The 18578-nt window shown below is 62.5% G+C and carries 17 protein-coding genes and 4 tRNA genes; 14 read left to right on the forward strand and 7 right to left on the reverse strand.

The features are described from left to right. Window positions 1–115 precede the first annotated feature (115 nt). A complete protein-coding gene (locus C8J33_RS04755) occupies window positions 116–1543 on the forward strand; it encodes a PLP-dependent aminotransferase family protein (RefSeq protein ID WP_132663316.1) in 1428 nt (475 codons plus the stop codon). Between the two features lie 31 nt (window positions 1544–1574). On the opposite strand, the gene C8J33_RS04760 is transcribed toward C8J33_RS04755, so the two are convergent. Beyond that, window positions 1575–2669, reverse strand: a complete 1095-nt coding sequence (locus tag C8J33_RS04760; RefSeq protein ID WP_132663317.1) for a hypothetical protein — start codon at window positions 2667–2669, stop codon at window positions 1575–1577. A 224-nt stretch (window positions 2670–2893) separates the two neighbouring features. Between C8J33_RS04760 and C8J33_RS04765 the strand changes: the two genes are divergently transcribed. The 6 genes from C8J33_RS04765 (at window position 2894) to C8J33_RS04790 (ending at window position 5553) form a co-directional block, all read left to right on the forward strand. After that, on the forward strand, window positions 2894–3934 hold the full coding sequence (locus C8J33_RS04765; RefSeq protein ID WP_132663318.1) for a PAS domain-containing protein: 1041 nt from the start codon (window positions 2894–2896) through the stop codon (window positions 3932–3934). Then, on the forward strand, window positions 3910–4320 hold the full coding sequence (locus C8J33_RS04770; protein WP_132663319.1) for a sensor histidine kinase: 411 nt from the start codon (window positions 3910–3912) through the stop codon (window positions 4318–4320). The genes C8J33_RS04765 and C8J33_RS04770 overlap by 25 nt, the downstream gene beginning before the upstream one ends. Then, window positions 4320–4709, forward strand: a complete 390-nt coding sequence (locus C8J33_RS04775) for a response regulator (protein ID WP_132663320.1) — start codon at window positions 4320–4322, stop codon at window positions 4707–4709. The genes C8J33_RS04770 and C8J33_RS04775 overlap by 1 nt, the downstream gene beginning before the upstream one ends. Window positions 4710–4864: 155 nt before the next feature. Continuing rightward, window positions 4865–4941, forward strand: a tRNA-Pro gene (locus C8J33_RS04780). A 198-nt stretch (window positions 4942–5139) separates the two neighbouring features. Further along, window positions 5140–5445, forward strand: coding sequence for an ETC complex I subunit (locus tag C8J33_RS04785; protein WP_062468020.1), 306 nt, complete (start codon window positions 5140–5142; stop codon window positions 5443–5445). Window positions 5446–5476: 31 nt separating this feature from the next. Further along, a tRNA-Arg gene (locus C8J33_RS04790) sits at window positions 5477–5553 on the forward strand. A 156-nt stretch (window positions 5554–5709) separates the two neighbouring features. Here the strand turns inward: C8J33_RS04790 and C8J33_RS04795 are convergent. Both C8J33_RS04795 and C8J33_RS04800 read right to left on the reverse strand, forming a co-directional pair. Next, window positions 5710–6198: a DUF192 domain-containing protein gene (locus tag C8J33_RS04795; RefSeq protein WP_132663321.1), complete on the reverse strand. Its 489-nt coding sequence runs from the start codon at window positions 6196–6198 to the stop codon at window positions 5710–5712. A 10-nt stretch (window positions 6199–6208) separates the two neighbouring features. Beyond that, entirely contained in the window at window positions 6209–6787 is a 579-nt protein-coding gene (locus tag C8J33_RS04800; protein WP_110729730.1) for a cold-shock protein, read from the reverse strand. Window positions 6788–6983: 196 nt separating this feature from the next. On the opposite strand from C8J33_RS04800, the gene C8J33_RS04805 reads away from it, so the two are divergent. From C8J33_RS04805 to C8J33_RS04820, 4 genes are all read left to right on the forward strand, one after another. After that, complete coding sequence (locus C8J33_RS04805) at window positions 6984–7424, forward strand: VOC family protein (RefSeq protein WP_132663322.1); 441 nt, start codon at window positions 6984–6986, stop codon at window positions 7422–7424. 256 nt (window positions 7425–7680) lie between these two features. Next, window positions 7681–8802, forward strand: a complete 1122-nt coding sequence (locus C8J33_RS04810; protein WP_245507058.1) for a D-Ala-D-Ala carboxypeptidase family metallohydrolase — start codon at window positions 7681–7683, stop codon at window positions 8800–8802. 134 nt (window positions 8803–8936) lie between these two features. Next, window positions 8937–9011, forward strand: a tRNA-Glu gene (locus C8J33_RS04815). Between the two features lie 178 nt (window positions 9012–9189). Then, window positions 9190–9264, forward strand: a tRNA-Glu gene (locus C8J33_RS04820). Between the two features lie 161 nt (window positions 9265–9425). On the opposite strand, the gene recJ is transcribed toward C8J33_RS04820, so the two are convergent. The 4 genes from recJ to C8J33_RS04840 form a co-directional block, all read right to left on the reverse strand. Further along, window positions 9426–11228, reverse strand: coding sequence for a single-stranded-DNA-specific exonuclease RecJ (gene recJ / locus C8J33_RS04825; RefSeq protein ID WP_132663324.1), 1803 nt, complete (start codon window positions 11226–11228; stop codon window positions 9426–9428). 63 nt (window positions 11229–11291) lie between these two features. Beyond that, on the reverse strand, window positions 11292–12617 hold the full coding sequence (locus tag C8J33_RS04830; RefSeq protein ID WP_132663325.1) for a homoserine dehydrogenase: 1326 nt from the start codon (window positions 12615–12617) through the stop codon (window positions 11292–11294). An 86-nt stretch (window positions 12618–12703) separates the two neighbouring features. Then, window positions 12704–13921 (reverse strand): LL-diaminopimelate aminotransferase, encoded by a 1218-nt coding sequence (locus C8J33_RS04835; protein ID WP_110733286.1) that lies wholly within the window; start codon window positions 13919–13921, stop codon window positions 12704–12706. Window positions 13922–14232: 311 nt separating this feature from the next. Next, on the reverse strand, window positions 14233–14592 hold the full coding sequence (locus C8J33_RS04840; RefSeq protein ID WP_245507059.1) for an SHOCT domain-containing protein: 360 nt from the start codon (window positions 14590–14592) through the stop codon (window positions 14233–14235). A gap of 146 nt (window positions 14593–14738) precedes the next feature. Between C8J33_RS04840 and C8J33_RS04845 the strand changes: the two genes are divergently transcribed. The 3 genes from C8J33_RS04845 to radC all read left to right on the forward strand — a co-directional run bounded on the left by C8J33_RS04845 (window position 14739) and on the right by radC (window position 18432). Continuing rightward, a complete protein-coding gene (locus C8J33_RS04845; protein WP_132663326.1) occupies window positions 14739–16589 on the forward strand; it encodes a PHA/PHB synthase family protein in 1851 nt (616 codons plus the stop codon). A 194-nt stretch (window positions 16590–16783) separates the two neighbouring features. Further along, window positions 16784–17614 (forward strand): type I methionyl aminopeptidase, encoded by an 831-nt coding sequence (gene map / locus C8J33_RS04850; RefSeq protein WP_110732415.1) that lies wholly within the window; start codon window positions 16784–16786, stop codon window positions 17612–17614. Then, window positions 17614–18432, forward strand: a complete 819-nt coding sequence (gene radC, locus C8J33_RS04855; RefSeq protein ID WP_132663327.1) for a RadC family protein — start codon at window positions 17614–17616, stop codon at window positions 18430–18432. The genes map and radC overlap by 1 nt, the downstream gene beginning before the upstream one ends. The last annotated feature ends 146 nt before the right edge of the window (window positions 18433–18578 follow it).

Raw genomic sequence — 18578 nt, forward strand, 5'->3', positions numbered from 1 at the left:
GTTCGACACACCCGTCCCGTTCGAAAAGACGATCGTTATTGACCGGCTTGCCCGGCAGTGCCAGAAACGGTTCCGTACAGTTCGTCAAAACTGTTATGGTGAAAGAGCATTACAGATGGATCACATTGCACCTTCTCCGAGCCGCACGACGATGGTGATGGAGACGATCCGTCTGCGGATCGCCAGCCGTGCGCTGTTGCCGGGCGCGAAGCTGCCGTCGATCCGCAAGCTTGCGGCGGCGCTGAAGGTCTCCACATCCACCGTGGTGGAGGCCTATGAGCGACTGGTCGGGGATGGCACGATCCAGTCGCGACCGGGCTCGGGCTTCTATGTGACGCATCATGCGGGCGCGACCACGATTCCCTTTTCGGTTGCCGATGCCGGGCCAAAGCGTGATCGGGCCATCGATCCCTTCTGGGTGTCCCGCCAATCGCTGGAGGCAGATGCGGAGGATGCAAAGCCCGGATGCGGCTGGCTGCCGCCGAGCTGGTTGCCGGAGGACGGGGTGCGGCGCGCGCTGCGCACCTTGTCGCGCGCCAAAAGCCCTGTGCTTTCCGAGTACGGCTCTCCCCTTGGCCTCGCGCCCCTTCGTCAGCTGATCGGCCGGCGCATGGGCGAACGCGGCATCGAGGCCTCCCCGGACCAGATCCTGCTGGCGGAATCCGGCACGCAGGCGATCGACCTCCTCTGCCGCCTGCTGCTGGAGCCCGGGGATACCGTGCTGGTGGACGATCCCTGCTACTTCAATTTTCACGCCTTGTTACGCGCGCATCGGGCACAAATCGTCGGCGTTCCCTACACGCCAACCGGCCCGGATATCGACGCCTTCACGAAAGCGGTCGCGGACCACCGGCCCCGGCTCTACATCACCAACTCCGCCATCCACAATCCGACCGGCGCGATCCTTTCGCCGGTTACCGCACATCGGGTCCTGAAGATCGCCGAGCAAGGCAATGTCGTCATCATAGAGGATGATATCTTCGCCGATTTCGAGCGCAGCCCCGCCCCGCGGCTGGCAGCCTTCGACGGGCTCGATCGTGTCATTCACATCGGCAGCTTTTCGAAGACGTTGTCCGCCTCAGGACGCTGCGGCTTCATCGCCGCAAAGCCCGAATGGATCGACAGCCTGACAGATTTGAAGATCGCGACGACCTTCGGTGGCGGTCGCATGACGGCCGAGCTTGTCTACGGCGTCCTCAGCGACGGCAGCTACCGCAAGCACCTGGAGACGCTGCGCCAGCGGCTGGCAACCGCGATGCAGACCGTCTCGACCCGGCTCCAGAACCTCGGTGTCACTCCGTGGCTCGAGCCGCAGGCAGGCATGTTCCTCTGGTGCCGGCTTCCGGAGGACAGGGACGCCGCCGACGTGGCGCGCAGCGCCCTGCAGCGCGGTCTCGTCCTTGCGCCCGGCAACGCCTTCAGCCTTTCGCAGAGCGCGACAACCTTCATGCGCTTCAATGTTTCACAAATGCAGGAGCAGAAGGTCTTCGACGTCCTGCGCGATGTTCTGAAGACGGCGCAAGACCGGAGAGAGAACCTTTGAGCCCTTACCTCCGGGCGTGTCACGCCCGGGATCACTTCCAGCTCGTATAATCGCCGGCCGTGCATCCGAACGGTGCGCGCTGATCGCCAAAGCGCGTCTTCAGCTGGTCGCAGCCCCATTCGTTGATTGGTGCCGGCATCATATTATTGATGTTCATGCCCGGCGACTGGAACTGCGTGTCGGAGGCAAGGACGTACCAGAGCCAGAAACCGACGACGCCGACCACGATGAGAAGCAGTACGCCGAAGACGATCTGAAGCCGCTTCCAGATCGACACCGTCTTTTGCGGCGCTTCCACGAGCAGCGGCCGACCGTCGTGCTCGTCGGCCGCTCTCTCGAAGGGAAGAAGGGCCTCTGCGCGCTCCGCATCGGTCAGCTCGATCCGCATCAGGCGATCGTCGAGCAACACGGGGAGAGCTGTGTTTCCGTGCCGGACGGCGAGAGCTACCGGCTTGGTCCCGTTCGCTCCCACGATCAGCGGCTCCTCGCCGTTCCGCATCCGCGTATAGGCCGAGCGCTTGGTCTTGTCGTCCGCGATCGTGTCGTTATAGGTGATCGAGAGGATGTTGCGCTTGCGATCGAACGCTGCGATTTCCACCGGCACCGGAACCAGCGTGGCGGGATGCCGCAACTGCCCGCGGACGCGCCAGATCCGCAGGCTAAGAAAGATCATCCCGAGCCCGAGCCCTCCGAGGAAGAGAACGAAGAGCGTCAGCGTGATGATGCGGTTCCAGAGCTTGTCGAGGCCGAGGCTCATCGTTGCCAGTTCCGGATGATCGCTCGAGATGACGAGGCCCGTCTCGTAGTCCCCGACATGAAAATCGACGAACATGATCTCGACGTCCGACGCGTAGTCCTTGCCGCCATAGCTGTAGACGAGGCGGGCTTCGCAATCGGTGAAGATGGCCTTGCGGGTCGTGCAGCGTCCGTTCTGGACGTCGCCATCCTCGATGAGCACCGGATTCTGGCTGATGGTGAAATCCCGCAGCACGCCCGGCCCTTCCCAGACGAGCAGAAAGACGCAAAGCGCCAGAATGATCGGCGTAGACCAGTAATAGGCCCGCGGTGTGGAAATGACATCGGGCGCCAGTCTCAACGGGCGGCGGGGAAGCGAGAGTTCGGGCAAATCGAGACCTTTCCTTGTGCGTCGCTTTCAGCGTCCATGGCACAGACGAACCGTGCGGGAAAGCCGTCGTTTTTCACTTACGCACACCTGTGTCGCTCTTTGCCGACATTGGTATCCCCTGAGGGATGGATAGATGAGACTGGAAGATTTACCGCCACGGCGCTACATCGCCGAGGATATCGTGCACTTGCTGATGCCGGCGCCTGCTGAATGAAGGACTCTCGATGTTTCCTGCCAATCCCGACTGCGGGAACCTGTTCGATGAGATGGACTGGTCACAGACACCGCTTGGGGCACGGGAGGACTGGAGCGTCGAGCTGAAAACGCTGACCAATGTCATGCTCGGCTCGCTTCAACCGATGCTGATCGTCTGGGGGCCAGAGCAGACGACGCTTTACAATGACGGCTATGCCGCCATGTGCGGGCATCGGCATCCCGCTGCCTTCGGACGGTCGTTCCGCGCGTTGTGGCACGACATCTGGGACGCCGTCGAACCCATCATCACCGATGCCTATGAGGGGCGCAGCACGTCGATGGACGACATCGAGTTCACCATGCACCGGAACGGCTATCCGGAAGAAACGCACTTCGCCTTTTCCTACACGCCGGTGCGCGACCCCTGGGGCACGGTGCTCGGCATGTTCTGCGCCTGCACGGAAATCACCGCTCAGGTCATGGTGCGTCGTGCTGAGCGGACGCAGCGGGAGCGTTTCCGGCAGGTGTTCGAACTCAGCCCCGGCGGCATCGCCATGCTCGTCGGCCCGAACCATGTCTTCGATTATGCGAACGAGGACTATTATACGATGATCGGCGTCGGCCGGGATATCATCGGAAAGACCGTGGCGGAAGCCGTGACAGAGGTCGTGCGTCAGGGGTTCATCGACATTCTCGACAACGTCTACCGAACCGGCGAAAGCTTTATTGCGCGCGACCTGCCGATCCAGCTCAATCGGGGCCCCGATGGCGAGATGCAGCGCCGGCTGATCGACCTTGTCTACCAGCCGATGCGGCAGGAAGACGGCGCGATCAACGGCATCCTTGTGCAGGCCCGCGACGTGACGGACCTCCGGGCAGAGGAGGCCAGCCGAGAGCTTCTTTCCCACGAACTCGGGCACAGGCTTAAGAACCAGCTTGCCATGGTCCAGGCGATTGCCTCGCAGACCCTTCGCAATGCGCCCGGCTTGCCGTGCTCAGCGCCGCGCATGATACGATTCTCGAAGGAGGGCGCGGGACATCGACGGTGCGCCAGCTCGTCCAGCAGATGACGGATCTGCACGACGACCCCGCCGCGCCACGCTTTGCGACGTCGGGCCCCAACCTCAAGATCGGCTCCCGTCCTTCGCTCTCTCTGTCGCTCATCCTGCATGAACTCGCGACAAATGCCGTGAAGCATGGTGCGCTCTCGGTACCGACAGGCAGCGTCGATCTGCGCTGGCGCGTGGTGCTGCCGGCGGCCGACCGCTTCGAGATGATCTGGACGGAACGGGGCGGCCCGACTGTCGCGGAGCCGCTCGTCAAAGGCTCCGGCTCCCGACTGATCTCAGCGGGCTTGAACGGCACATCCGATGGGCATGTGGACATGATCTACGCGCCGGAGGGCCTGCGCTGCATCGTGACCGCCGACCTCGAAAGCTTCCAGAAAGAACATTGATGCCCGACCATCCGCGCTCCCCTCCCGTCCTTGTCGTCGAAGACGACGGCCTGATCCGGATGGATCTTGCCGATCTCCTCTCCGACATGGGTTTGGCCGTCGTAGAGGCCGGAAACGCGGATCAGGCGCTGAAGATCTTGGACACCCTGCCCGCGATCTCCGCGCTGCTCACCGACATCGACATGCCCGGCTCCATGAACGGTATTCAACTGGCGCATCTCACCGCAACCCGCCACAGCACCTGTCCCCTCGTCATCATCTCCGGCCGCTACAACCCGGCCGACGGCACACTGCCCGAAGGCGCAGTCTTCCTGTCGAAGCCGATTTCGGAGCCGATGCTGAAGCGCACGCTGGCGGCGATAAAGCTGATGACGGGGGATGCGGAGTAATCTCCCGCCGCTTCAACCTGGTTGCGACAACGTCACGTTTTCTGCAATACCGTATCGCGGGTAATGGAACGCGCCATGGTCGTGATAATTCGCAGGCAGTCCGCCTTTCGCCCTTGCGGCCCTGCCATCGAGCGTGTATTGCCCACCCATCGGCACGGAGTGTAGCGCAGCCTGGTAGCGCATCTGGTTTGGGACCAGAGGGTCGGGAGTTCGAATCTCTCCACTCCGACCATTTTCCCCCTTCTAAAATTTCATCGCCTCGAATGTGAGGACCTCTTCGTCCACAGCACAGCTGCGAGCCGATTTGGACCTCTTTACGAACGGAAAATTCGGTCGAGCTTGCATCAAGGTCATTCCGTTTTCAGCATTTGTGCGTTATGCCACAGGAAAGCCGGCTGAGCCGGTAGTTGCCATGCTTGGAGTTTGAGGAATGTCCGCCAAGATTTATCGTCCCGCCAAGACCGCGATGCAGTCGGGCAAGGCCAAGACCAATCTTTGGGTGCTCGAATTCGATCAGGAGACGCCCCGCACGATCGATCCGATGATGGGCTATACCAGCTCGGCCGACACCCGCCAGCAGGTCAAGCTCACCTTCGAAAGCGCGGAAGCCGCCGTCGCCTACGCCGAGCGTAACGGCATCGAATATCGCGTCATCGCACCGAAGGACCCGACCCGGAAGAATGTCTCCTACAGCGACAACTTCCGCTACAGCCGCATGCAGCCCTGGACGCACTGATACTACCCGCGCCGCTTACAGCAGCGCCAACGGCCCCTTAGCTCAGCTGGATAGAGCACCTGCCTTCTAAGCAGGTTGTCGCAGGTTCGAGCCCTGCAGGGGTCGCCATATTTCCAAAGAAAATTTTAAGATCTGATAGGTCGCGCATTCTCATATGCTGAGAAAGCACGCGTTACCTGATGAGGTGGGCGCAAGGTCGATCATCAAGCAACGTGAATCGATATCTCTCCGCGTGCCGAGATACCCTTCAGAATCTTACCCGAGTCAGTCCGGCTTGGCCGCCGGAAGCTGCGACGGCAGCGCTACGTGTGCGCCGGGGGTGATCGATAAGGTCTTTGCCACGCCTGCGTTCAGTTCAACGACATAGGCGACGGGGACGCGGGAGTCGATGATGGATTCGGAGTGCGGGACGGCGTTTTCGTGGATGGTTTCCACCTTGCCGTCTTTCGAAACGAACAGCATGTCCAGTGGAAGGAACGTGTTCTTCATCCACATCATCACCTGACGCGTCTGGCCGAAGTCGAAGAACATGCCGTGATCGGCGGGCATTTCGCGGCGGAACATCAGGCCCTGGGCACGCTGGTTGCTGTCGAGCGCGAGTTCCACGGTGAAGGTATGCGTCTTGCCGTCGGTCGTGGAGATCGTCAGCGGCGCCTTCTCGAACGTTACGTCCGCGGCATATGAGGGTGCCGCCGCCAGCAGCATACCGGCCATGAGAATGGTGCGGCGTGCGGCCTGGCGCAGGTTTAGCATGTGACGTCCGTCAATGTGCGCGGCCGGCGGGTGCGGGCACGTCGGGATGGATTTCCGCAGCCATCAGACCCTTGTCGCCATCGCCAAAACGCACGAGCACGGTCTGGCCCGGGCGCAACTCCGTGAGGCCGAAACGGCGCAGGGTTTCCATGTGGATGAAGATGTCTTCCGTGCCGTCGCCACGCGTCAGGAAGCCGAAGCCTTTGGTGCGGTTGAACCACTTCACGAGCACGCGCTCGAGGCCGCTGGTGGGCGTTACCTGAACGTGGGTCTTGACGGGCGGCAGTTGCGACGGGTGGATCGCGGTCGATTGATCCATCGAAAGAATGCGGAAGGCTTGATATCCCCGGTCGCGCTTCTGGATCAGCGCGACGATGCGCGCACCTTCCAGAACCGTCTGGTAGCCATCGCGGCGCAGGCAGGTCACATGCAGAAGAACGTCCTGCATACCATTATCCGGAATGATGAATCCGAAGCCCTTGGCAACGTCGAACCACTTGATGACACCGGTGATCTCGATCAGATCGAGCGCGTCACCGCCGAAATCTTCATCTGGTGCGACATCTTTCGCCGAAATCCTGTCCACCATTATATGCCAGCCCCTCGAATACGCATCACGATTGCTGCGGTTAACTGATTCTTGAGCATCAGAATAACATCGTCCCGCCGCTTATGGGCAAGCCCTAAGGACGAAATTTGCCGCTTTCGGTAAGCTATGACTCCAGCCTTGTGTCTGGCTGGCGCAGCGCTAGATAGGACAGGCAACAACAGGAGAGAGGGCTTTCATGCGCTATCTGCACACCATGGTTCGGGTTAAGGACCTTGATCAGGCACTGCATTTTTACGGCACACTGTTCGGACTGCAAGAGGTGCGCCGCACGGAAAATGAAAAGGGGCGCTTTACGCTGGTCTTCCTGGCCGCGCCCGGCGACGTGGATCACGCGGAGTCACGGCTGTCCCCGTGCCTTGAGCTGACCTACAACTGGGACACGGAGGATTATACGGGCGGTCGCAATTTCGGCCATCTCGCCTACGAGGTCGACGATATCTATGCCATCTGCCAGAAGCTGATGGATGCTGGTGTCACGATCAACCGTCCGCCCCGCGACGGCAACATGGCCTTCGTTCGCTCCCCGGACGGCATCTCCATCGAGATTCTGCAGAAGGGCGAGCCGCTCCCGCCGCAGGAGCCGTGGTCGTCCATGGAAAACACCGGCGCCTGGTGATCGCTTCCGCGTAACCGCTGCATATTCAAACAACCCTGCGACGAGGTTCCCCCGCCGCAGGGTCATGGCGCAAGCTCCACGCAACGGGGCTGGCGCATAGCTCTCCCTTGAGATCTGCCCGGACACATGGTTTTCGGGCATCGGCCATGATGGCGCGACCCTGCCCCTTGCGATGGATCGGGGTCGTCGCTCGGGAGATGTAGCGTTGCGATACGGCCCTTCGTCCAAACCCTTTCTCACAAGCGTCGGCGGTGCGGTGTTCGCTGCAGTACTGTTGACGGGCTGCGTAACGGGCAAGCCGGTTACGGATCAACTGGTCGAAGGCGTCGTTGCACCCGACGTCGGCGAAGCGGATGTGCCGGTCGTCGCGTCGGGCCCGGCTTCCGCAACGTCTCCGGCAGCGCAAGCCTCAAGCCGTCCAGCCGCTGCGCAGCAGACTGCACAGCCGCAGGCGCCTGCACAGCCGGGTGCCATCGTCATGCAGGGAACAGGACTGCAAGCAACGTCGAGCAGCATCTTCTCCGTCAGCGGCACGGCGGGTGCCTCGCCCGTTTCCGGCGGCGGGTCGTCGCCAGCGAGCCTGTTCCGCGTTGCCCCACAGGGTCAGACAATGCCACCCGTATCCCCGCAACCGTTGCCGCTTCAGTCCACGGATGCCGGCTATCAGGTTCAGGGCGCGGCGGCGCCTGCATCGACAAACGAGATGCCGGCCGAGGCTGCGCTGGCCAGCCTGAGGCCCGCGGCGGTGCCGCAGACGGTTGACGCAACACGGGCGTCGTCGTCCCTGATCGGGCTGTTCGGCAAGTCCCAAGGTGGCGCCGACATGAGCGCGCCCGGTAAGCCGGCTAACAACAAGGTGCTCCCCGGCATGGCGCCGCAGCAGGTGGCGGCGCTCAGCTATACCGCCCTGCCCGGCATACGCGCGCGTTCGATGTTTGCGACAGTGGACGATACGGCCGAGAATCACGACGACAACAGCCCCAAGGTCCAGATGGCCTCGCTCTCCGGTCTCGCCCGGCTGGCGCCCAGCGGCCTTCTCCTGCAGACGGAAACGGTGGAGACCGGCTGCTTCAAACCGCAGCTGTTGAACATCCTGAAATCGGTGGAGCGGCATTTCGGCAAGAAGGTGCTCGTCACGTCCGGTCGGCGCAGCCTCAGCCACAACATCAAGGTGGGCGGTCGGCCGCAATCGCGGCACCTGACCTGCGAAGCCGCCGATATCCAAGTGGCGGGCGTCAGCAAGTGGGATGTCGCGACCTTCCTGCGTGGGTCCGAAGGGCGCGGTGGCGTGGGTACGTATTGCCACACGCAGTCCGTCCATATCGACATCGGACCACGGCGCAACTGGAACTGGGCCTGCGGCCCGCGGGATGCATAAGCGGCTGATTTGACGCTCTTTTTTAGAACGTTTGCCGTCATCGTCCACAGCCATGATATTTTTACGACAAAATGACATTTGCGGCTTGCGGTCCCCAAAACCGCTGACTATAAGACGCCCACCGCAAAGCGACTGCGCCCTTCGTCTATCGGTTAGGACACCAGATTTTCATTCTGGGAAGAGGGGTTCGACTCCCCTAGGGCGTACCACTTTGCGGTTTAAACCCCTCCCCCTTTTCTATCTGACATCAAGCTTTAGCTCTACCGCGCATCGCGTTGGTATTGCGTGTGAAATACGCTTGAATTCATCATGAGAAATTCGTGGCTTTCTGCGTTTTTCCTCTTGCCTCCAGATGATCCTCAGCCTATAAGCCGGCCACCAGCGAATGCGCCCTTCGTCTATCGGTTAGGACACCAGATTTTCATTCTGGGAAGAGGGGTTCGACTCCCCTAGGGCGTACCACCTGGCTTTCCCCGTATCTACGATCGACACGATGGCGGTGCTATGGACCCATATGGTCCGTTATCATGGCATATTGTCATGCGATATCGCGGCGTCGCGAGAGGCTGGATCGACCACTCCTCTTAACCGTCATCGAGACCGTCCGGATGTCTTTGGTCCGCCTACAAAGCGCGTGCAGCATCGAGAATGCGCAGCTGGACCCGGCGTGTACCCTGCCAGATATCGGCCGAGAGGCTACCGGCGAGATGGATGGTCATTCCCCGTGAGGCGAGAAGAAAGTCGCCGAGAGGCGTCTGGAAAGCGCGGAAGGCGATGGCATCGAGTCGCGCGCCATCCTGCCCCTCAAGCGTCACCTTCACGTGATCCGTTCCGATCTGGCGTACGTCGCGCACCCTGTGGGCGGGAATCGCGAAGATCGGCTGCGGATGGCCGGAGCCGTAGGGGCCTGCCTGCTCCAGCCGGTCGATCAGATCGATGGTCGCGCCGGAGGCTGCAAGTGCCCCATCGATCTTCACGGTTTCCGCCGCCACCAGATCGTGAACCGTGCGGGCGGCGCGTTCCTCAAGGAAATGGCGGAGGCGCCCGAGATTGGCGCGCTCGACGGTCAGGCCCGCTGCCATGGCGTGGCCGCCGCCCTTGACGAGAATCCCCTCCTCGACCGCCGCACGAACGACCTTGCCGATATCGAAACCGGCAATCGAGCGGCCGGAGCCTGTTCCACGGCCATTGAGATCGAAGGAAATGGCGAAGGCGGGGCGGCGGAAGCTTTCCTTGAGGCGGGCCGCGAGCAGGCCGACGATGCCGGGATGCCAGTTTTCCCGCGCCGTCACGATCACGGAGGCGCCGTCGCCATTGCCGTATTCCGCCAGCGCCTCGGCCTGGGCTTCCATCAGCATCACCTGCTCGATCGCCTGACGTTCGCGGTTTAGTTCGTCAAGGCGGGCGGCAATGGCGTCGGCCTCGTTGCTGTCATCGAGCGTCAGGAGACGGCTGCCGAGCGCCGCATCTCCAATGCGACCGCCGGCATTGATGCGCGGTCCCACGAGAAACCCGAAATGGTAGGGCGTTACGGGGCCACTGAGGCCAGCTTTGCGGAAGAGCGCGGCAAGACCGGGGTTCTTCATGTGGCGCGCGGCGATCAGCCCCTTGACGACATAGGCCCGGTTCAGGCCCTTCAGAGGCACGACGTCGCAGACGGTCGCAAGCGCGACGATATCGAGATGGGACAGGAGATCGAAATTGCCGGCGCGGAGGTCGCCCCGCTCGCGCAGGACACGCAGCAGGTTGACGAGCACCAGCATGACGACGCCGGCCGCGCAGAGATGCCCCTGCCCCGACAGGTCGTCTTCCCGGTTGGGGTTCACCAGCGCCACCGTCGGCGGGAGTTCGCCTGAGACCTGATGGTGGTCGATGACGACGACGTCGATGCCGCGCGTCCGCGCGCGTTGCAGCGATTCGTGGCTGGTCGAGCCGCAATCGACGGTGACGATCAGGACGGCACCGTTATCGATCAGCTTGTCGATGGCACCCGGGTTCGGGCCGTAGCCTTCGAAGATCCGGTCTGGAATGTAGATTTCCGCCGTTACGCCGAAATGGGTGAGCAGGCGATAGAGGATGGCGGATGACGCTGCGCCGTCGACATCGTAGTCGCCGAAGATGGCGACGCGCTCTTGCCGGGCGATCGCGTCGGCGATGCGGACCGCCGCCTTCCGGCAATCCGTCAGCTTGTCGGGGTCCGGCATCAGGCTGCGGATGGTGGGATCGAGGAAAGCGATCGCGTCTTCCTGTTGGACGCCACGACCGGCGAGGACACGCGAAATCAAATCGGGAAGCCCGTGGACCTGGCTGATCGCCAAGGCGCGGTTCTGACCCGCCTGATCCAGCCGCGACACCCACCTCTGCCCCGTGACGGAGGTCTCGACGCCGAGAAAGGCCCGCGGAACCGGGTCGGGAAGCTCGCTCATGCGCGTCCCTTCCCGTCTGACAAGGGCCGCACGGCCGACAGTTCGGACGAGGCAGCGCCGATCTCAGTAATCCTTCGGACGCTCGATGCGGATGACCTGCGGTTCGCCGACGAGATAGCCCTCGCCCTTGATCGCCGCCACCGCATCACGGACCGAATGCTCGGCCGTCGCATGCGTGACGAGAATGATCGTCTGCGGCTTGCCGGTTTCCTGCGTGTGCTTGGAATGCTGCATGATCGATTCGAGCGAGATGCCGTTCTCGGCCATGCGGGATGCGACACTGGCGAAGACGCCGGCGCGGTCGATGACCTTCAGCCGAATGAAGTAGCCGCCTTCATGGCTCTGGATCTGCGCGCGCGTGTAGGGGATGAGCGCCGCGACCGGGCGGCCGAAGGCCGGAACATGCTGGGCGCCGGGGCGGCTCTTGGCGATGTCGGCGATATCGCCGAGCACGGCCGAGGCCGTCGCGTTGCCGCCGGCACCGGGGCCGACCATCAAAAGCTCGCCAAGGATGTCCGACTCGATCGCCACCGCATTGGTGACGCCGTCAACCTGCGCGATGACGGAGTCGAACGGCACCATGGTCGGATGCACCCGCTGCTCGATACCGCCGCTGTCGGTGCGCTGGGCGACACCGAGAAGCTTGATACGGTAACCGAGATCGGACGCCGCCTGGATGTCCTCGATCGAGATGTTGGTGATGCCTTCGAGGTAGATATCGTCAGCCGCGATGGCAGTACCGAAGGCAAGGCTGGTGAGAATCGCCAGCTTATGCGCCGTGTCGTTGCCCTCGATGTCGAAGGCCGGGTCGGCTTCGGCGTAACCGAGGCGCTGCGCTTCCTTGAGGCACGCCTCGAAGCTCAGGCCTTCCTTCTCCATCTTGGTCAGGATGTAATTGCAGGTCCCGTTCATGATGCCGTAGACGCGGGCGATCGTGTTGCCGGTCATCGACTCGCGCAGCGCTTTGATGACAGGGATGCCGCCAGCGACGGCAGCCTCGTAGTTCAGAAGTGCGCCATGCTTTTCGGCAATGCCGGCAAGCTCGATGCCGTGGCTCGCGAGCAGTGCCTTGTTGGCGGTCACGACATGGATGCCGCGGGCGAGCGCTGTCTTGACGGCGGAGTAGGCCGGATCGCCCGCGCCGCCCATGAGCTCGACGAACACGTCCATCTCAGCTTCCGCAGCGAGCGTTCCCGCGTCTGCGAACCAGATGTCGTCTGCCAGCGCGATACCGCGGTCCTTGGCGCGATCACGCGCCGTGACGGCGACGACCTCGATAGGCCGGCCGCAGGTCGTGGCAAGCGAGTCATAACGTTCGGTGAGAATGCGGACCAGAGAGGCGCCCACGGTGCCCAAGCCCGCAATGCCGATTCTCAGCGCGTCTGCCATACTCATTATCCCTACTGTCTGAAAATTGTCCCGCCGACACTGCGGCGGGAAGATGTGTCTTCGATTGTCGGTCGCGACGCGAACGCCTAGCGGCGGGCGTTGAGCGAAATCACGTTGTGCAGCGTGTCGTCGGCGGTGGACAGGAACTTCTTCAGGTTCCGGGCCGCCTGGCGGATGCGGTGCTCGTTTTCGACCAGCGCGATGCGGACGTAGTCGTCGCCCATTTCACCGAAGCCGATGCCGGGGGCGACCGCGATGTCGGCCTTCTCGACGAGCAGCTTGGAGAATTCGAGCGAGCCGAGATGCCGGAATTTTTCCGGAATCTTGGCCCATGCAAACATCGTCGCTTCCGGCGGTGGAACTTCGAAGCCGGCCTTGCCGAAGCTCTCGACCAGCACGTCGCGGCGGCGCTTGTAGACGGCGCGAACTTCGGAGATATCGGAGCCGTCACCGTTCAACGCGTGCGTGGCCGCCACCTGGATCGGCGTGAAGGCGCCGTAGTCGAGATAGGACTTCACGCGCGTCAGCGCTGAGATCAGGCGCTCGTTGCCGACGGCAAAGCCGATGCGCCAGCCGGGCATCGAGAAGGTCTTCGACATGGAGGTGAACTCGACGGTGCAATCCATCGCGCCGGGAACTTCCAGAACGGAGGGTGGCGGCGTGTCGCCGAAGTAGATCTCGGAATAGGCGAGGTCCGACAGGATGACGATGTCATTGCGCTTGGCGAAGGCGACGACTTCCTTGTAAAAGTCGAGCGTGGCGACATGCGCCGTCGGGTTCGACGGATAGTTGATGATCAGCGCGATGGGCTTGGGGATCGAATGCTTGATCGCCCGTTCCAGCGGCGGGAAGAACGTATCGTCCGGCTCCACCGAGATGGAGCGGATGACGCCGCCCGTCATGAGGAAGCCGAAGGCGTGGATCGGATAGGTCGGGTTCGGGCAAAGCACGACATCGCCGGGCGCCGTGATGGCCTGCGCCATGTTGGCGAAGCCTTCCTTGGAGCCGAGCGTGGCCACGACCTGGGTATCGGGATTGAGCTTCACGCCGAAACGACGGGCATAATAGGCGGCCTGCGCCCGGCGAAGACCGGGAATGCCCTTGGACGAGGAATAGCGATGGGTGCGCGGATCGCGCACGACCTCGCAGAGCTTGTCGACGATGGCCTGGGGTGTCGGAAGGTCGGGGTTGCCCATGCCGAGGTCGATAATGTCGGCGCCGCCCGCTCGCGCGCTAGCCTTCAGGCGATTGACCTGTTCGAAGACGTAGGGCGGCAGACGCCGGACTTTATGAAACTCTTCCATCTCTCTGACCTTGTCCAGAACGCCTGCATCCGGCCGGACGCGCGTGAGGGCGTTCTCTTTGATATAACGTGAACAGCGTATCGGCGAAATGATGACGCTTTCTTCTGCAGTATGTCCGTCGCACCCTTTCCGAAGCTGGCGTTTTTGACCGCACACCGGAAACACTGCGACAGGGGGAGATCTGCAACATGGCAGGACGTGCTCTACGGCCTGCAACGCTGCAACACGACCGGAAACGCCTCATGAAAAGGCCTGATCCACCCCTCGGTCGACGTTCTGGCTTTGCGTCCAAACGGCTCGAAAGGCAAGCCTTAATCGCGAATCTCGTTGAGCGTGTCGGCACCGTGGTGTTCCGCAAGCGCGTTCAGTTCGGCGAGCCGGCGACGGTATTCCGCCTCGGAGATGGCGCCGGATGCGCGGCGGGCCGAGAGTGCACTCAGCCGCGTCGAAACACTCGTGGCCTCCTCGTTCGTCATCTGCGGCGCGGCAGCGGAAAGTTTGCCCTCGATGCGCGGATAGACGTTGGTCGGCACCGGGCGCGCCATCGTGGAGGTGTAGGCCGGTGTACGATCGGCCTGAGGGGTCGTGCAGCCGACGGCAGTGGCGCAGAGCGCGCTGATCGCGCTGATCGCCGCAGTGCGCAGCATCGAATGTCCCGACAGCAATTTCATGATAGCCCTCTAAAACCCAGATCGTCCGGTGGTCGCCAATCTGCGTGGCGCTTCCCTGCCCCGCATGGCAACATCCGCTGGCACTTGTAGTGATATTCCGGCAGAATGTAAAAAGCCAAAACAAAGAGATATGGCGGGAGGATCTGGTGGGAGACGACAAGACGACCGGCAACGGCGGACGCGCTTTTCCGGGCTTCGATCCGAAAGCCGTCGAAGCTTATCTGATCAAGGATCCCGAGGCCCTGACCGTCAACCTGGCCCGCTCGCTGGAGCATGTGGGCAAGGCGGCGTCCGCCTGGCTTGCGCCGCGCGAAAGCGGCGAGAAGGTCGATACGATCGCCGATCCGATGACGGATCTCGTAAAGACCCTCTCCAAGGTTTCCGAATACTGGATGTCGGATCCCCGCCGGTCGTTCGAGGCGCAGACGCATCTGATGACCAGTATGATGGGCATGTGGACGCGCAGCCTGCAGAAAGCCAGCGGCCTCGACATACCGCCAAGCGAGACGCCGACGCTTGAGCCACCCCGCGACAAGCGCTTCGCCGATCCGGACTGGATCGCCAACCCCTTCTTCGACATGCTGCGGCAGGCCTATCTCGTCCTCTCCGACTGGGCGGAGAAGATGGTGACGCAGACGGAGGGACTGGACGAGCACACGCGCCACAAGGCCGCGTTCTATGTGCGGCAGGTCACAGAGGCCCTCTCCCCGTCCAACTTCATCGCGACCAATCCGCAGCTCTACCGCGAGACGGTCGCCGCCAATGGCGCCAATCTCGTCAACGGCATGCGGATGCTGGCCGAGGACATTCTCTCCGGCAAAGGCGAACTGCGTCTGCGCCAGAGCGACACGAGCAAGTTTGCGATCGGTGAGAATATCGCGCTGACGCCGGGCAAGGTGCTGGCACAAAGCGACGTCTGTCAGGTCATCCAGTACGATGCGACGACGGAAACGGTGCTGAGGCGCCCTCTCCTCATCTGCCCGCCCTGGATCAACAAGTTCTACGTTCTCGACCTCAACCCGCAGAAGTCCTTCATCAAGTGGGCCGTGGACCAGGGCCACACGGTCTTCGTCATCTCCTGGGTGAACCCCGACGAGCGCCATGCGGCCAAGGACTGGGAATCCTATGCGCGCGAGGGCATCGGCTTCGCGCTCGACACGGTGAAGCAGGCGACCGGCGAAGACGAGGTCAACGCGGTGGGCTATTGCGTCGGTGGCACGCTGCTCGCGGCAACGCTCGCGCTACATGCGCAGGAAGGCGACCGGCGCATCCGGTCGGCGACGCTGTTCACGACGCAGGTCGATTTCACCCATGCCGGCGATCTCAAGGTGTTCGTCGATGAGGACCAGATCTCGCAGATCGAAAAGCGCATGAGCGAGAAAGGTTATCTCGAAGGGTCGAGCATGGCGCTTGCCTTCAACATGCTGCGCGCTTCCGAACTGATCTGGCCTTATTTCGTCAATAACTACCTGAAGGGCGTCGAGCCCTCGGCCTTCGACCTTCTCTATTGGAACGCCGATTCGACCCGCATGCCGGCGGCGAACCACTCTTTCTACCTGCGCAATTGCTACCTCGAGAACAAGCTCAGCCGCGGCGAGATGGTGCTGGCGGGCAAGACGCTGTCGCTGAAGGACGTGACGATCCCCGTCTACAACCTCGCGACACGGGAAGATCATATCGCGCCGGCGAAGTCCGTCTTTCTCGGCAGCAGCGCCTTCGGCGGCGCGGTCACCTATGTCCTGTCCGGCTCCGGCCACATCGCCGGCGTGGTCAATCCGCCGGACAAGCGGAAGTACCAGTTCTGGACGGGCGGCCCGCCGGTCGGAGAACTGGAAGACTGGATCGCAAGCGCCAAGGAAACGTCTGGCTCTTGGTGGCCTAACTGGCATGACTGGGTGGCCTCGCTCGATGGAGAGCGGGTTCCTGCCAGACGCACGGGCGGCTCGATGAACTCGATCGAGGAAGCTCCGGGCTCCTATGTCAGAGTTCGCGCCTGAGCGAACGGCCGGTGCCTGGAGGCGGGTCAAATATTTCCAGAACTTCGACGGTTTGGGCTGTGGTTTCGCGATCGCCTTCATTGCCGACATCCGTCCTTGCCTCTAGCATAGGCTTGAGGTCGGCCTGACATCCCCCAAGCGGGATCTCCAGGACCGCAGAAGACGCAAGACAGGCAAGCAGGAAGAGTCGGGCTATGGTCAACTACATCGAAGCGGCGGCCGCGCCCACGCGAAACACCGGCGTCATCCGCCTGCACACGGCAGAGGATTTCGAAGGCATGCGACGGGCCTGCCTCATCACCGCGCGCTGTCTCGATGCGCTGGTCGATATCGTCAAGCCGGGCGTCACCACGGATGCGATCGACCGGTTCGTGTTCGACTTCGGCATGGAGAACGGCGTTCTCCCCGCGACGCTGAACTATCGCGGCTACACCAAATCGTCCTGCACCTCGATCAACCATGTCGTCTGCCACGGCATTCCCAACGACAAGCCGCTGCGCGAAGGCGACGTCGTCAATATCGACGTGACCTATGTGGTGGACGGCTGGCATGGCGATTCGAGCCGGATGTATCCGGTCGGCGAGATCAAGCGCGCGGCGCAGCGACTGCTGGAGGTGACGCATGAGTGCCTGATGCGCGGCATCGCCGCGGTGAAGCCCGGCGCCCGCATCGGCGCGATCGGCGAGGCCATACAGACCTTTGCCGAAGCCGAACGCTGCTCCGTGGTGCGGGATTTTTGCGGCCATGGCGTCGGGCGGCTGTTCCATGATGCGCCGAACATTCTGCATTACGGCCGGGCCAGTGATGGGCCGGAAATGCGTGAAGGCATGATCTTCACCATCGAGCCGATGATCAATCTCGGCCGGCCGCATGTGAAGGTGCTGGCGGATGGCTGGACGGCGGTCACACGCGACAGATCGCTGTCGGCCCAGTACGAACATGCCGTCGGTGTGACGGCCGATGGCTGCGAGATCTTCACGCTCTCGCCCGCCGGTCTCGACCGACCCGGCCTGCCGGCGGCGTGATGGGCACAAAACCTCCCTTCGATCTCGACGGCGACGCGCCGGAGCCTGCGGACGAACGCGGCTTCTTCGCCGACCAGCCGGCCCGCCCTGCATCCGCGTCAAGACAGGGAAGGTTTACGCCGAAGCCGCCTGTGAAAGATGCCGACGAGGCGCACTATCACGGACATCGCGACCGCTTGAGAAGCCGTTACCGCGACAATGGCGACACGGCGCTTGCCGATTACGAACTCCTCGAACTTCTCTTGTTCCGCCTCATCCCGCGCCGCGATACCAAGCCGATCGCCAAGGCGCTTCTCGACCGGTTCGGCACCCTCTCCGGGGTCCTTGGTGCGCCGCCGGCGCTGCTGCAGGAGGTCAAGGGTATCGGAGAGGCCGTCGCCCTCGACCTGAAGCTCGTCTCGACCATTGCCCACCGCATGTTGAAAAGCGAGTTGCGGGGCAAGAAGGTGCTCTCGTCCTGGTCGCAAGTGATCGAATATTGCCATGCCGCCATGGCCAACGAGACGCGCGAGCAGTTCCGAATCCTGTTCCTCGACAAGCGCAATGCCCTGATTGCCGACGAAGTTCAGCAGACTGGCACCATCGACCATACGCCCGTCTATCCGCGCGAGGTCGTCAAGCGAGCGCTGGAGCTTTCGGCGACCGCCGTCATCCTCGTCCACAACCACCCCTCCGGCGATCCGACGCCGTCACGGGCGGATATCGACATGACGAAGACCATCATTGATACGGCAAAGCCGCTCGGCGTCACGGTCCACGACCACATCATCATCGGCCGCGACGGTCATGCGAGCCTCCGGGGACTGCGCCTCATCTAGAGACTTTCCTTCCCGCGGTCTCTCAGGCTCGCGCAGGGCTTGCCACCCTGTCGGTTTCTCGCCATTTTGCGTCGTTCATACAGTCTCCATGATTGACCTATAGGCCATTGACGCGCGACATTTGCCGCAACGCACAACGATTCATC

Origin of the sequence: Rhizobium sp. PP-CC-3G-465, assembly GCF_004343445.1 — a bacterium.
In the GTDB taxonomy this organism is placed as follows: Bacteria; Pseudomonadota; Alphaproteobacteria; order Rhizobiales; family Rhizobiaceae; genus Ferranicluibacter; species Ferranicluibacter rubi.